The sequence below is a fragment of the Pedobacter sp. genome (assembly GCF_037719805.1).
Taxonomy (GTDB): Bacteria; Bacteroidota; Bacteroidia; order Sphingobacteriales; family Sphingobacteriaceae; genus Pedobacter.
The window spans coordinates 301500-314742 of sequence record NZ_JBBJLZ010000002.1; the positions used below are offsets into that span (position 1 = coordinate 301500).

General features: G+C 42.1%; 17 protein-coding genes. 10 read left to right on the forward strand and 7 right to left on the reverse strand.

What is annotated here, in order from left to right; translation table 11 throughout:
• Positions 1–31: 31 nt before the first annotated feature.
• Positions 32–1984 carry an LTA synthase family protein gene (locus tag WKF66_RS06515; RefSeq protein WP_489673615.1) on the reverse strand — a complete coding sequence of 651 codons (1953 nt, stop codon included), beginning with the start codon at positions 1982–1984 and terminating at the stop codon, positions 32–34.
• A gap of 367 nt (positions 1985–2351) precedes the next feature.
• Between WKF66_RS06515 and WKF66_RS06520 the strand changes: the two genes are divergently transcribed.
• Positions 2352–2507 (forward strand): hypothetical protein, encoded by a 156-nt coding sequence (locus WKF66_RS06520; protein WP_489673616.1) that lies wholly within the window; start codon positions 2352–2354, stop codon positions 2505–2507.
• A 10-nt stretch (positions 2508–2517) separates the two neighbouring features.
• Positions 2518–3582, forward strand: coding sequence for a type 1 glutamine amidotransferase domain-containing protein (locus WKF66_RS06525; protein WP_489673617.1), 1065 nt, complete (start codon positions 2518–2520; stop codon positions 3580–3582).
• Here WKF66_RS06525 and WKF66_RS06530 read toward each other — a convergent pair.
• Both WKF66_RS06530 and WKF66_RS06535 read right to left on the reverse strand, forming a co-directional pair.
• Positions 3579–4073 (reverse strand): CYTH domain-containing protein, encoded by a 495-nt coding sequence (locus tag WKF66_RS06530; RefSeq protein WP_489673618.1) that lies wholly within the window; start codon positions 4071–4073, stop codon positions 3579–3581. The genes WKF66_RS06525 and WKF66_RS06530 overlap by 4 nt on opposite strands.
• Before the next feature lie 2 nt (positions 4074–4075).
• Positions 4076–4879 carry a CHAD domain-containing protein gene (locus WKF66_RS06535; protein WP_489673619.1) on the reverse strand — a complete coding sequence of 268 codons (804 nt, stop codon included), beginning with the start codon at positions 4877–4879 and terminating at the stop codon, positions 4076–4078.
• Positions 4880–5012: 133 nt separating this feature from the next.
• Between WKF66_RS06535 and WKF66_RS06540 the strand changes: the two genes are divergently transcribed.
• Both WKF66_RS06540 and WKF66_RS06545 read left to right on the forward strand, forming a co-directional pair.
• Complete coding sequence (locus WKF66_RS06540; RefSeq protein WP_489673620.1) at positions 5013–5393, forward strand: Dabb family protein; 381 nt, start codon at positions 5013–5015, stop codon at positions 5391–5393.
• Positions 5394–5497: 104 nt separating this feature from the next.
• Positions 5498–5761 (forward strand): hypothetical protein, encoded by a 264-nt coding sequence (locus WKF66_RS06545; RefSeq protein ID WP_489673621.1) that lies wholly within the window; start codon positions 5498–5500, stop codon positions 5759–5761.
• Positions 5762–5785: 24 nt separating this feature from the next.
• On the opposite strand, the gene WKF66_RS06550 is transcribed toward WKF66_RS06545, so the two are convergent.
• Positions 5786–8044 (reverse strand): M60 family metallopeptidase, encoded by a 2259-nt coding sequence (locus WKF66_RS06550; RefSeq protein ID WP_489673622.1) that lies wholly within the window; start codon positions 8042–8044, stop codon positions 5786–5788.
• Positions 8045–8204: 160 nt separating this feature from the next.
• Here WKF66_RS06550 and WKF66_RS06555 point away from each other — a divergent pair, with 160 nt between their 5' ends.
• Positions 8205–8591, forward strand: a complete 387-nt coding sequence (locus tag WKF66_RS06555) for a PadR family transcriptional regulator (protein ID WP_489673623.1) — start codon at positions 8205–8207, stop codon at positions 8589–8591.
• A complete protein-coding gene (locus tag WKF66_RS06560; protein WP_489673624.1) occupies positions 8537–9607 on the forward strand; it encodes a permease prefix domain 1-containing protein in 1071 nt (356 codons plus the stop codon). Before WKF66_RS06555 ends, WKF66_RS06560 begins: the two co-directional genes overlap by 55 nt.
• Here the strand turns inward: WKF66_RS06560 and WKF66_RS06565 are convergent.
• On the reverse strand, positions 9604–10269 hold the full coding sequence (locus WKF66_RS06565) for a DUF2243 domain-containing protein (RefSeq protein WP_489673625.1): 666 nt from the start codon (positions 10267–10269) through the stop codon (positions 9604–9606). The two genes, WKF66_RS06560 and WKF66_RS06565, sit on opposite strands and share 4 nt — an antisense overlap.
• A 197-nt stretch (positions 10270–10466) precedes the next feature.
• On the opposite strand from WKF66_RS06565, the gene WKF66_RS06570 reads away from it, so the two are divergent.
• Genes WKF66_RS06570 through WKF66_RS06585 form a run of 4 tightly spaced genes read left to right on the forward strand, consistent with a single transcriptional unit; the run spans position 10467 to position 11589 of the window.
• On the forward strand, positions 10467–10694 hold the full coding sequence (locus WKF66_RS06570; RefSeq protein ID WP_489673626.1) for a hypothetical protein: 228 nt from the start codon (positions 10467–10469) through the stop codon (positions 10692–10694).
• 11 nt (positions 10695–10705) lie between these two features.
• The gene (locus WKF66_RS06575; protein ID WP_489673627.1) at positions 10706–11080 is read left to right on the forward strand and encodes a hypothetical protein; all 375 of its coding nucleotides are present in this window, start codon (positions 10706–10708) and stop codon (positions 11078–11080) included.
• A gap of 15 nt (positions 11081–11095) precedes the next feature.
• The gene (locus tag WKF66_RS06580) at positions 11096–11317 is read left to right on the forward strand and encodes a hypothetical protein (RefSeq protein WP_489673628.1); all 222 of its coding nucleotides are present in this window, start codon (positions 11096–11098) and stop codon (positions 11315–11317) included.
• Positions 11318–11337: 20 nt separating this feature from the next.
• Complete coding sequence (locus WKF66_RS06585) at positions 11338–11589, forward strand: hypothetical protein (RefSeq protein WP_489673629.1); 252 nt, start codon at positions 11338–11340, stop codon at positions 11587–11589.
• 45 nt (positions 11590–11634) lie between these two features.
• Here WKF66_RS06585 and WKF66_RS06590 read toward each other — a convergent pair whose 3' ends face one another.
• Positions 11635–11814: a hypothetical protein gene (locus WKF66_RS06590; protein WP_489673630.1), complete on the reverse strand. Its 180-nt coding sequence runs from the start codon at positions 11812–11814 to the stop codon at positions 11635–11637.
• Positions 11815–12004: 190 nt separating this feature from the next.
• Positions 12005–13138 (reverse strand): alpha/beta fold hydrolase, encoded by a 1134-nt coding sequence (locus WKF66_RS06595; protein WP_489673631.1) that lies wholly within the window; start codon positions 13136–13138, stop codon positions 12005–12007.
• Positions 13139–13243 lie beyond the last annotated feature (105 nt).

The window sequence follows — 13243 nt, forward strand, 5'->3', positions numbered from 1 at the left end:
TAAGGATAAAGATATGGATTATGACCATGGTTTATTGGTGAAGTCCCCCATTCTTGTAAAGATCGTATGCGGTTTGATAATTAGCTTTTGCCTGATCAATTACACCTTTGGATAACGGATGTGCGGTTTCCGTACCATCGGCCTTATTGTAAATTAACGTCTCTACGCTTTGTTGTGGACCCAAAATAACTAGACTATCGTTTTTTAGATATGCCAGTTTTTGATAAGTACCTAGAACTGCTCTTGGCTTAAAAGTAGAGTCTAATACATTTTGGCCGTATAAATTACTTTCATAGGTCCATCCCAGCAAACTAAAAAGTGTAGGATAAAGATCGATCTGGGAACACATGCTACCAATCACTTTCTTTCCTTTTTTCGGAAGGTTGAAGATCATGCAGGGTATATGATATTTGCTGATCTCAATCTCATTTTTACCCGCACTCCCTGCACAATGATCTGCAACAATGATAATTACGGTGTTTTTATACCAGGGCTTCATCTGGATTTCTCCGAGAAAATTTCCTATGGCATAATCAGTGTACCTAACAGCAGCCTCTCGGTTACCAGGCTTCCTTTCAATTTTGCCATTAGGAAAAGTAAAAGGCCTGTGATTAGAAGTTGTCATCACAAAATTATAAAAACGCTTGCCAGCCTTGTAATCTCTATCGGCACCACTCACCACCGCTTCATACAAGTCGCCATCACTAATTCCCCATGCGTTTTTAAAATGGACTTCTTTGTCCGATATGATCGTTCTTTTGGTCTTGTAGGTATCACCGATTTTCAGGTTACGTCCACGGTCAGTTATGTTAAACCCATTACTTCCAAAGTATTCATTCATATTGTCGAAATATCCGTCGCCTCCGTAGAAGAAAGTCCTGGTATAGCCGGCCTGCTCAAAGATATGACCCACTGTCATCAGGTTTTGGTTATCCTGGCGCCTAACAATGCTGCTGCCGGGAGTCGGGGGTATCGAAAGGCTTAAAGCCTCCATGCCTCTTACAGTCCTCGTGCCAGTAGCATACATATTGGTAAAAAGCAAACCTTGATCTGCCAGAGAATCCAGTACGGGTGTCAAATGCTCAGCACTGCCAAAATGCGCCATAAAATCTGCGCTTAGGCTTTCCACCGTTATCATAATTACATTTGGAGTATAGGATTTATCATTGCTTTTGATCTTTCTCAAGATAGAAGCGCCCTTTTGAGCAAAAGTACTGTTCGGATGCTGCAATTCTTTTCTGATCAGCCTGTAGGCTTCGTCTTTGGGCAATAAGGAATAAAAATCATTGTAATTCAACTCGTTATTTTTGAACGCTGAAAAAAAAGAATAGATCCCTGCTTTCGAAAGTTCATCTTCGTAACGATTTTTCCCTAATTCTGCATACGTGTTACTTAGTAGCACCGGATAAGATATGGTTACAATCAGTAATAAAGTAGAAATAATCAGACGTGTTTTAAAGGAGATGGATGATATAAATGACTTTTGAAGTACCCTTTGTCTCCAAAATAGCCACATCACGAATACCACGAGCGTTAAAACTCCTGCAATGAGCAGAGGCAGCGGATAAGATTCATCAATATTATGAATGACCTCGTAGGTGTAAATCAGATAGTCGACCGCGATAAAATTGAACCTGCTTTCAAACTCCTGCCAAAAGGTAAGTTCCGCAAAAAAGGAGAAGAAAGAAATTAGCAACACTAGGAATAAACCGGTATAAGTAACTAACCTATTCCATAACGAATTCGCCCATCTTTGGGGCAACAGTAACAAGTATAGGTTGTATACTGAAGTAAGCAACAATGCAACTCCCAGATCATAGTCTAATCCAAGAAAGAAAATTCTTAGTATTCCGGGAAGATCAAAGTTGGCTTTCGGCAAAGATATCAGCAATAATCCAGCCCTGACTAGAAAAGAAACGATAATAAAAACAAGTATAAAGGAAAACAGAATGCTATATCGGCCTTTAAATATTAGTTTGAGCATGTGACGACTTAATCCGCAAACCTAGCATCTAATTTGGTAGAAATTCTGAATTGAACGGCCTTCTCTTAAAGCCTGATTTTGTATAATGTTGCCACTTAAGGAGTCGATTTATTAAATACAACTATAAGGAATACTTTTTTGTCGTTATTGTTAAAACTACAAGCTATATTCGTTTATAGGTTTGGCGATCTATAAAAAACATATTTGGTTGTTTTAGTTCAGGTTAGAACCCCTTACCGTAATAAGTAAGGGGTTTCTTTATTTAAATCTAACCGAACGACCTTCCAAGTCGAGTGATCTCCATTCATTTTTCATGAACCAAATTATTTTCCGGTTGTTAAGTATCTGAACCTAAAATTGAAATGCTATGAAAGACCTGGAAGAAAAAGATCCGCAACAACAAGAAATTACAAGTGAAACTAAAAAAGAACAAGAACGCGAACAACCGACGGATACAAACTGGGCGCAAAATCAGCAGGTAGACGAAGAAGGTGTGGAGATCGATCCTGAAGACGTAAAGTAACTTACGTCCTATGAAAAAGATACTGATGGTACTGACCTCGCACAGTACTATGGAAAACACCGCCGGCAAAACAGGCGTTTGGCTTGGAGAATTTACAGACCCGTATTATGAATTCATTGACGCAGGCTACACCGTAACGCTCAGCAGCCAAAAGGGAGGCCGACCGCCAGTAGACCCGATGAGTGAGCTAACGGAGAACATAACTGGATCAAACCGCCGGTTTCAGGACGATGAGAGCGCTAAAAACGCTTTTTCGCAAACCACGGTGTTAGGCCTGATTAATGCGGCCGACTACGACGCCGTATTTTATCCAGGCGGGCATGGCCCTATCTGGGACCTCGCCGTAGACAATAACAGTGGCATCCTGATACATAACTTCTTGGATGCTGGCAAACCTGTAGCTGCCGTCTGTCACGGAGTAGCAGCGCTCATCAATGCTGATCTACAAAGACCCGGCTTTTTGAAAGGTAAGACAATCTCTGCCTTCAGCAATACGGAGGAAAGTCTGGTTGGAAGAAGTGGGAATGTACCTTATTTGCTGCAAACCAGACTAGAGGAACTAGGCGCCGAAGTAAAGACCGCGCTTATCCCCTTTCTTTCGCACGTCGAAAAAGACGGATTACTGATCACTGGTCAAAACCCACTTTCGGCTGGACCTGTTGCTAAGGCATTAATTGAGCTACTTGATGAGCTACCCGAACAGGCCGCTCCCCATACAGAAACTATATTAGTTGAGGATACGTTGCTGGCTGAAGAGCAACAATGGCAAGAAATGGCAAACAAATATCTGGAAGCAAAACCGGATGACCTTAAGCCGGAAGCGGCAACAAGCGACATAGGATACACAAACGCCAACCCTGGAGAAATAGAAAACGCACAGCGTATTGGGCTACCTGATAAAATGACTGATGTTCCCGGAAGCAATACAAAAGATATGGAAGGCTCCTTACCATCTGATAGTCCGTTCAGCCAAAGCAGATTCTCTAATGCTACTGATCTGGCAGATAATCTGGAGAAAGATGAACTTAAGGAGCTTAAAAACGGTGCTAAGCCGGGATTACCGGCTAGCAATTAAACTTTGGTTTGCTCGTCGAGCAACCAAGAAGAAAAACCATGAATTGAAAGATTGGAATTGGAATAGCGACCGTCCGTTGTAACCTCGAGCGCTATCCATTCCGGCCGCGCAAAGGTTTCGTCCTCATGCGATAGTTCAATTTCCGCTACAATCAGTCCCTCGTTGGCACCAAGAAACTCATCCACTTCCCAGGTTAGGCCCTCACCAGCTGAAATCCGGTACCGGATCTTTTCTGTACCCTCAGGCTTAAAATGATCAAGCATCTCTTCTACGTCGGTCTTCGGAATCGGATATTCAAATTCAAGCCTGCTGATGCCTTGTGGTTCCCCTTTTATAGTGATGTAACCCTCGTCGCCCGCTATCCTAACACGAACTACCCTGTCCTTAGCATTAAGCAAGTACCCCTGACGGTAATGTTTTCCTTCAGGTTTATCTAAAGCCTGCCAAAGGTCTTTCTTTACCAAAAATTTACGTTCAATCTCGAGTCCCATATTTAAACCTTTAATGCTTTTGTTTTCGTAATTGCCCTTTCATAAAAGTTTGCTGACAACTGCTTAACTTCCTCAAATAACGCCTGGGAGCTCTTACCTAATTCTGGAAACTGTTCAGCCGCCAACACGTTATCATGCCAGTCCCCAATCGCTGCTTGTAACTGCTGAAGGTATTCTTCATTAACAGGTAGCTGAACGGCAGCCCCTACCAACGGCAAATTATATATCAATACTTTAAGGCGTTTCCGACAATCGTGAAGTTCTTCCACACCTTCACTTTGAGTAACGCAGTCGGCGATGGCCTGCAATTCGGTTGTATAAAATAAGTTAATATGTTTGTTCTTAGCACCTTGAACATGCTTAAGCATCTTCTTCTTTGAACTCCGCAGCATTTTTAAATGATGTGGACGACCTTTGCGAAGTTGACGAGATGCTTTTTTAAGCGTTGCTTTTTGTTTAGAAAGGTAATCTGCAGGTGCAGAGACTTTTTTCGCTAATCCGATATGCAAATAACTGTCACGTACTTTTCCACTTAGCTGATAAGTTCCTTTAAAAGGCTTTAAGTCCCGGCGCAGATCATCGGCATCGGCAGTTTCTTCAATCAGCGCTGCAACGGCCCGCAGTTTCTTGATACCAACGCGAAACTGATGGAGCTTTTCCTGATCGCCTTTCTTCATAAAGCCTCGCAGCGAATGCTTAGCTCCGTCATGCATAGTAACTATCCTCTTCTTTATTTCCTTTTTCCGCATAATTTCCTTAATTCGTACTGGCAATCTATTCCAATTCTGGAATCTGATAAATAACATATAGGAACCGGCTATAGTTTTGATATCGCACTACTAGTTATCTAGTCTGCTAAAAAGCAAAGTTCAGCGAAGTACGGCGCTTGACATTAGGTTATGGAAACGCTAACTTGTCATTTGATGAATAAAAAACGATATGATGAAAACTAGCCTGTCTCTCCTCACCGTAGTGTTCATTACCCTTATTTCAATAACCCTAAAGGGTACTGGTCCCAAAGAAAGAAAACTACAGCATGTCGTTGCATTTAGTTATAAGCCAGAAATCACTTTCGAGCAACAGCAGAAAGTAAGGCAGGCATTCTACGCATTACAAAAGGAGATCCCCCAAATCAAAGCCTTTGAAGGTGGGGATGACATCAAGCCAGGCAAAAAGAAATTCAGTCAATGCTTTGTCGTAAGTGTGAAAAATGCGCATGATCTTGAAGTTTACGGCTCGCATCCCAAACATAAAGCCTTCAGCGCAATGGTGGATCCTATGCTGGCCGAAGTTATGGTTATTGATTATTGGGTTCATTAACCTAGTTATGTTGTACATACGCAGCTGGCCTGCGCAGAATACGGGATAACAAATCGGAATAAACAAAGAAACTCTCGCGATTGTTCAAAGTTTAAACGATCAATATGGAAACAGTAAAGACACAGTTTAAAATGAGTGGCGTGCTTACCTATGTCACTATACAAAAGTTACCTGAAGATACTTATGCCTGCATACTAAACCTTGTGGATTTCTTTGAAGGTGGAGAGCAACCCGTTGATTTGCAAGAAAGCGACATGCGGTTAAAGCGTGACGAGACCGGACAATGGGTGATGCTTGAAAACTCCAAAGTCCATTTGGAAGCGGAGGATCTGCAGCGCCTCGGTGAAGCGATCGAAGAGTCTTTGTAATTAAAGTACATATTAATCGCTCTTTTACTTCAGCTCTTGCGGAAACCAAGTTTCTAAGGCCCCCACTTGCTTTTTTGCTTTTGCAGATACTGGAACTTTCCAGGTATCAAAGAAATCCGACAAATTCCGATTAGTTGACTTGCAAATATTCACAAACCATAAGTCTCTTTTATCCTGATCTGTTTTAGGATAACGTGCTGTTGGCATTTTCCTATATATGCGGTGCACATTTAATATTGCTTCCCAGCCAAACTTATCTATGATCTGAACGTACATACTTAATGCTAGAAAGGGATCCGCAGACCATTTTTCGTAGCTTGGATTGTTAGCAAGGTAAGCCTTGATCCGCTTTATCATCTCTTCCTTCTCTTTCAGATTATTATGATTGTATAGTCCTCTGCCTAATACTTTATCATAGACATACATGGTGAAAAGGTTGACAGTAACCTCACCTGTACCCGGGAAGTCTAAGTAGGCGAACTGATGCCGATGGCCGAGCTCATGAAAGGTACCCCAGGAACCATTCTTACTTATAAATTCTTCATTGAGCATCCATTCACAGCTCTGGTCATCTGGCACCACAATCCGGTCCCAGGTAGTAAACATATAACCATATGCAACATCGTTGTCTACGATAATCCTTTCCTGATGTACCCGCTTTTTTGAGATTACTGCCAACTCTGCATCTGCGTCCATGACCTTATCCCAAAACTGCATTAGTTTTTCAGGGTTATTTAGCGTTCTTAACCGATAGGAAGGCACAGTTAACACAATATTATCGGTTGCGAGCTCTGCCCAGGGGCCTGGATATGCTCTTATTGAAGCATTCCATTCTGATTCGCTAGTCTCCCCCAACTTGAAATAGGGCGCTTTCACTGCTCCATCAACTACCAGTTTTACCGTGTCTGACCTTAAATTATCAGGGATACTCAGCAACAACAACCCCCCATATGGAGAATATACTTCAGTCGTCTCTTTGTCCAACGGAAATTTACTGACAAGATTTGTGGGCGTTCTTGTCATCTTATTCAGATTCGTAACGTCATCGCTATGCACACCGACCTGAGCTATAAGTCCGCGTTTCCATAATTCTTTGCTGATAGTAAGCTTAACCTTTTCTCCTGCTGGAACATAGTATCCAGTCGAATGAGCACGATGATAAACGGAAGGCGGATCAATAAGCCCTTGCGTTCCAACTTTAACAGGAATTGATGCCGTTTCTTTTACTCTTACTGCGGTAGCAGCTACCGGCCCCGGAAATAACTCATGGCCACCAGCTTTTGCTTCCGGATGATTATTAAAATCCATAGCCTTTTCATAAAACATTGTAAGCAACTTGTACTCCACTTTATGCCTTTCGCTTGGAAGAATCATTGGGTTTGCTGATGTAGGGATGCGTATTGAATCTGGTAGAGAATAATATTTTTTAATGCTCTGCAACACCGTTGAGCCTTTTGCATTGTATTTAAACACCAGTTTGAGCATTGGGTTTATGATGTAGTAATCTACGTTTCGTTGGTACTGGTCCCACCCACTGGAAATGTGCGGGAGCACGGTGTTGATGTGCAAGTAGGGAGGAATGCTATCAGTGGTTAACATCGCATTCTTAGGGCCACGTTTAATTACCATGTTATAGGCATAGGCACCAGCTTTTACCAGCAGCGAGTTGATTTTTAGTTCACCACCTCTAGGATTGGCAACTGACCATCTATTGTTCAAGGCGCCGTAAGGCGAGGCAAACCACAAGGTGCCACCCTCCTTGACGAACGTTTCCATGTGATCTAACTCTACCTGATTTTCAACGTCCTGGCTAAGTATCAAAATATCTGTATTTCGCTCCAGCTTGATTGAGTTGATGTCATATGTTTCACCGCCCTGGTTGTGAACAAACCCTTTTAGAGCAGTGTTCGACTTTCCGAAAATAGCTATACGAGGCTTAGATCCAGACAAGTGCAAGGCATTTTTGAACAGCTGCATCACGCTGCTGTTCTTAAGTTGCGTGCTTTCAAAGTAGGCAGGAGAACCGAATAATAGTAACCGGCCTTTCCCTAAAATCGATGCCATTATAACGGTGGCACGTATATCATCCCTTGCTTCCAGCTTACCAACAGCAATGATTTGCGGAACTTCGTTCACGGTAAAAAAGGTAGCCAAAGGCTGCTCGCCATTCGCCGGCATCGGCAATTGGCTAACGTTCTTTAACAATAAAGTTTTTATATCCTGAGGATAAGATGCACAAACATTGAGCAAAAGGAAGCAAAGAAGAAGAGAAAAGCGTTTCATAAATACAAGATACACTAGTTTAAAGAACCGATGCAATCGCTATTTAGTAATTAACGTAATTTAACATCTAATGCCCTGTTCCCTATCAAGTTATTAAAAACCTTCTTTCGAGCAAGTAAGAAATATTTTTCAATTAATCATTATCATACATAGAACTTCTATGTATATTCGATTTATGGTAGAATTGAATAAGGAATTTATGGCAAGCTCCCTTACCCCTTTAATACTATTGATAGTGCGAAGGCAGGAAAGCTATGGATACCAAATTATCCAGGAACTGAAAGACAAGACAGGAGGCGAACTAAAAATAGCAGAAGGAACGCTTTATCCGGTGCTAAAGAAGATGGAGGCTAAAGAATGGATCAAGGGGGATTGGAAAATAGCGGAGTCTGGGCGCGAGCGGAGGTATTATACCATCACTGGCAAGGGAAAGCAGGAACTTGAAGCACAATACTCACAACTCAACTTTATTAACGACTTAATCAACAAATTATGGCACCTTCCAACTTCGATCTTAAACAAGCAATCGACGATTACATCAGCTTAATTAATCAACAAGGTAGCATCACCAACTCAGATAAAAACGAACTGACCAACCATCTTCATGATTCAACTGAGGCAATGATAAAACAGGGCTTATCAGAAGAAGAATCATTTATCATTGCCTGCAAGCGAATCGGTGGAGTTGAAGTTCTCACTGAGGAATACAGCAAAGTCAATACTTCCTTAAAGGGTAATAAAGTCTGGGCTTATCTTCTCCTGGGCTTTAATGTATTCTATGGCATACCATCCATCGTCGCTACTGTTATAACAGTATTATATTTTCTGATTCACAAGAATTTCGGCAGTTCTATTATTGCAGTTTCACTGGTTACAATTATCCACCTCATGGTGATTATTGGACTTTGGAGTCTGGTAAAGTACAAGCGGCATATTTCTGGTTACATACAAAACCAGGTGGAACAGAATCCTATTAGCTTACTTATGTTATCATGCCTTCCGATAATAGTTCGAATATTGTTTACCACACCACTTTACACACTGATGCCTGGCATGTCAATCAAATACCCATTGTATATGTTCAATAGTGGTCTTATAGAATTTAGTTATTACCTAGTTTATATGAGCATTTTAAGTGTTTTCTTAAGTTTGGTCTTCAGTATTAACCAGGTTGGGGCTTCTACATTGAGAACATTATTCACTCGCCCAACAGTAATGTCTCTATTGTCATTCGGCTTTATGGTAGAATTGCTTGCTTCATGTACAAGAGGGCTACTAATAGACAATATAGTGATTGAGTCGGTCCTATTTGGGATGGTATATATGGCTGCATCTTTCTTGATCTCCTATTATAACGAAGCCGCAAGTGTTAACCGTTACCTCCTTTTCGCCACCGCTCTTGGACTTATTTTGGAAGTGTCCGTTGGCATTAGTGCAGATCTTGGCCGGGGTAATACCTATTTTACGGCTTTCTTCACTGCAGGTTTAATCGCTGGCGTTGCCGCAGGGCGCTATCTGGGAATCAAGTTATCGCCAGTTGTACAGGTCCCCGACCATATTTAGTTCAGAACACTAAGATCCTTTGAAGTTCTGCTTAACCAGGTACCAAATAGCAACATCAGCACAGAGCCGCCTAGAAAAGTGAAATTCGCAATATCATGATCTGGTGCGTATTCCATTACATTATGAAGCTTTAGCAGGTGATGGTCGATAGTTCCTTCTACAAGGTTGAACATCGCCCAGCCTGAAAGCATCCCTCCTATTAGCAGCCGGCCCGACTTCAACGCGATCGAGGAAGTTGCCGCACGCCACAGTAACATAAGTCCCAATAGAACGACTAAAAAGCAGAAGGCATGGAATACTCCGTCCCAGAACATATTGACACTTTTGCCTACATAATTAGTTGCCGGTATCTTTGCAGATAACATTTCATGCCACTGTAGCAGCTGGTGCAAAACAATGCCATCTACAAATCCGCCAAGCCCAATACCCAACACCATACCTGCCGTATTTAAAGGTACTCGGGAGCGCGAAGCTGAGCCATCCGGATGCTGCTTTCTTCGTCGCTGTGCATTTAGATTCAAATACGTTAAGATGGCTAATATCACAGCGAGCACGATAAATGCCGATAATATGATCAAGAGATTAGGATAAAAAGCGCCGTTATAAATAGCGTCCCGTATCTGTTTATTACAGGATATGCAAGCAGGTAAAAGGTTCGTCATGAGGGCTGATTTAAAACTACATCTGCTCAACATTTATGAAGAAGAATGGTTTCCTCGTGTGGCTTCGCAAAAGCCAACATTAAGTATAAACACCGAAGAAGGAGATTTATACTTGAACTCTAATTCTATAAAACCCGCTGCATTGCCGGACTGTTGACCAGAAACATTCTATATTTTTAAACACTAGAACAACTCCTATGAAAAAGTTACTTATGAGTCTCATGCTGTCTGCATTCTGCTTTTCAGCATCGGCCATTGATGTCCCACAACAAGACACCACCCGCCAAGACACCACGAAGAAACAAACTAAGAAAAAGTCTTCCACCAAAAAGAAGGCAACTAAGAAGAAAAATACTTCTAAAAAAGACAGCCTTAAAAACAACGAACGGGTTAAAGACACTACTACAAGACCGGTACAGAAATAAGAATCTATCCTATGGAAACAACCGCATCTTACAAGCCGATCTCAATAGATCAACATGGTCTTCTTGATTATGCATTTGGCATCGCCGCAGCAACAGTCCCAACACTAATAGGCGCAGACAAGAAAGTAATCCGGCTGTACCAGGGAGTCGCAGTGCAAGTGTTGTTGTATGGAGCATTGTCGAAACATCGTTATGCGTTAAAACCTCTGATTCCATCAAACATACACTTGGCCATCGATATCGCTAACTTGACTGGTATTGCGCTATTGAGCGGTTACCGCAAAATAAGGAAAGACAAAAATTCACTTTCTTTTAATTTAGCTTTGTTAGGTATTGGACTCGCGAACGTGGTACTAACTAACTGGACAGGTAAATCAAGCAGTTAAATATTTTAAATCACATTGAACATGGAAGAAAATGAGCAGCTAGAAGAAGAAGGAAACAAGGTGACCAGCGGCGAGGACGGTGAAGAAATGCTACGTGGTCCTGAAGATGGAGGTGCAGATGCCGAGCTGCCCCATATGCCCTCGAAGGGCACACCTAGCCCCGCTGATGACCCAAATAGCAACCTTGATTCAACAAATTTAGATTCGGAACCTGGAGTTCTTGATCAGGATCACTAGAAAATAAACACCCTCAACAAATGAATACAGACGACTCATTACAAAGCAGCAAGGGACACAATCCTGGATCCCTGGACGAAAACGAGCAGCAAGGCATTAAACCGCAGGCCGACTCTTCGGCAACCGCCGGAGTAAATAGCCGCGATGAAGATGCTGCAGATTCTGATTTTGCAGCTCAAGGCACTTCTAAAGGATTCGATAGGGATCAGGAGGAACTTGATCTTGGATTGGACGATGGTGATCTGGATACCGATATCCCAGACGAACACTAATCCATTTTATTTTACAACAGGACCTTAATATTAGGTCCTGTTTTTTTAATTAGCTGACATCTTACGCGTACTTAGATGGACCCTACAGTTTCCCGTCAACAGATGCACTGTTAAGTTCTCCGCATACACAGGAGAGGCTTTTCCCGCCTCACTAATTTCAGGGGTAACCCTGTCGCTACGGTCCTCAGCGCCGCCAATCATTAATAACTTTCCTTTAGGAGTCATAAATGATCTATTTTGCTTTTTAGATATTGCTGCCCCAAGAAGGGGTCTTACCGATGTTTTGTTTCGACTGAAGAAAAACGGGTGAATTGTTATTAGAGGACGTATTTAATACGCATGATGCGGTCAAGTACGATACCGCTGATAGCTGTAGGAGTTTGACGGAAAATAATTGTTACACTAAAGAATAAAACTATCCCTTCTTAATAGAGCTAAAGAAATTACTTGCAGCCTCGTTAACTTCCTGATGCCTTTCAACAAAGCCCATATGTCCTGCTGGAGACAGCATTAGCAAGCTGGACCCTGGAATGTTTTTGTTCATCGTGATGCTCGCCTCAGGTTTAGTCAGACGATCATACTTAGCCCCGATAACCAGCGCAGGAACCGTAATGCGACTCAAGATCTCAGTCGCCTCATATTCAAACATTCCTAAAACACCTCTCCCGGTAATGGCCGGAGGTGCCATCGTAGAAAGCAGGGTAGTGAAATCCAATTGCTTCCCTGTTTGGGTACCAGCGAACGTTAAGAACCTGGTCATAATTAAACTGTTTCCGTTGATATAACTCATCCATCTGCTTAGCCATAATAATGGAGATAGTGCAACCATCAGCCAACAAAGCGGTTTGAGTACCGGGTTTTGTATCTTCGTTAACAGACCACTAAGTATCGCAGTTTTAGTAGGATTCGTATAAGTTGTGTGCTCCAGAATGATGCCCTTTATGCTTGAAAGCTTTCCAAGATATACCTTACAATAGGTCAAGATAGTAAAACCGCCCATGCTGTGTCCCCAAAGCACCGGATCTTTAGCGCCCGACTGGATAATCACTGCATCCAAATCTGCCGCTAACTTTTCAAGACTATAGTCGCGGTTGTCCGGACGTTTAGACTTACCAAGGCCGGGGTGATCCATTAACACCAGGTGGTAGTCCTTTTCAAACTGCTTTTTCTGATAATACCATTGCATGCTATTCGAATTCCATCCATGTATGAAAACGATTGTTTGTTTGCCCTTCTGACCTCCGTGCTCTACGTTGATTACACTTCCATCTGGTCTATCAATCCTTTGTTGTTCAGGATAACGTTCTGCTTTGGGTTCATCTTCACCCTTACGGCTTTTGCTAAAGAGCATCCGAATAATGAATCTGCCGACTAATAAGTAAACAATTAACGCGATTGCCCCAATCAGGCAGCGCTGCGCATAATCATGATCTTGTTCGGTGAGCAGATCTTTATATAAGTACCATTGCCTCCATAGATAAACATCAAGCCATACAAAGGCGATGGTAAAAAAATTTGTCAGCAGAAATCCCAGAATCACTAAAGGCATAATATTAAGTTTTCAAGTTTAACCGGATAAGATTAAAAAGGTTTAGAAATAATTAGTAGCGGACGAAAGCCGCATGATGAGGCCTGCAACAGTGCCTCGTTAGGC

Coding starts and splice junctions, on each gene's coding strand:
- WKF66_RS06515 (WP_489673615.1), bottom strand. CDS start 1,984: ATGCTCAAACTAATATTTAAAGGCCGATATAGCATTCTGTTTTCCTTT.
- WKF66_RS06520 (WP_489673616.1), top strand. CDS start 2,352: ATGAAAGACCTGGAAGAAAAAGATCCGCAACAACAAGAAATTACAAGT.
- WKF66_RS06525 (WP_489673617.1), top strand. CDS start 2,518: ATGAAAAAGATACTGATGGTACTGACCTCGCACAGTACTATGGAAAAC.
- WKF66_RS06530 (WP_489673618.1), bottom strand. CDS start 4,073: ATGGGACTCGAGATTGAACGTAAATTTTTGGTAAAGAAAGACCTTTGG.
- WKF66_RS06535 (WP_489673619.1), bottom strand. CDS start 4,879: ATGTTATTTATCAGATTCCAGAATTGGAATAGATTGCCAGTACGAATT.
- WKF66_RS06540 (WP_489673620.1), top strand. CDS start 5,013: ATGATGAAAACTAGCCTGTCTCTCCTCACCGTAGTGTTCATTACCCTT.
- WKF66_RS06545 (WP_489673621.1), top strand. CDS start 5,498: ATGGAAACAGTAAAGACACAGTTTAAAATGAGTGGCGTGCTTACCTAT.
- WKF66_RS06550 (WP_489673622.1), bottom strand. CDS start 8,044: ATGAAACGCTTTTCTCTTCTTCTTTGCTTCCTTTTGCTCAATGTTTGT.
- WKF66_RS06555 (WP_489673623.1), top strand. CDS start 8,205: ATGTATATTCGATTTATGGTAGAATTGAATAAGGAATTTATGGCAAGC.
- WKF66_RS06560 (WP_489673624.1), top strand. CDS start 8,537: ATGGCACCTTCCAACTTCGATCTTAAACAAGCAATCGACGATTACATC.
- WKF66_RS06565 (WP_489673625.1), bottom strand. CDS start 10,269: ATGACGAACCTTTTACCTGCTTGCATATCCTGTAATAAACAGATACGG.
- WKF66_RS06570 (WP_489673626.1), top strand. CDS start 10,467: ATGAAAAAGTTACTTATGAGTCTCATGCTGTCTGCATTCTGCTTTTCA.
- WKF66_RS06575 (WP_489673627.1), top strand. CDS start 10,706: ATGGAAACAACCGCATCTTACAAGCCGATCTCAATAGATCAACATGGT.
- WKF66_RS06585 (WP_489673629.1), top strand. CDS start 11,338: ATGAATACAGACGACTCATTACAAAGCAGCAAGGGACACAATCCTGGA.
- WKF66_RS06590 (WP_489673630.1), bottom strand. CDS start 11,814: ATGACTCCTAAAGGAAAGTTATTAATGATTGGCGGCGCTGAGGACCGT.
- WKF66_RS06595 (WP_489673631.1), bottom strand. CDS start 13,138: ATGCCTTTAGTGATTCTGGGATTTCTGCTGACAAATTTTTTTACCATC.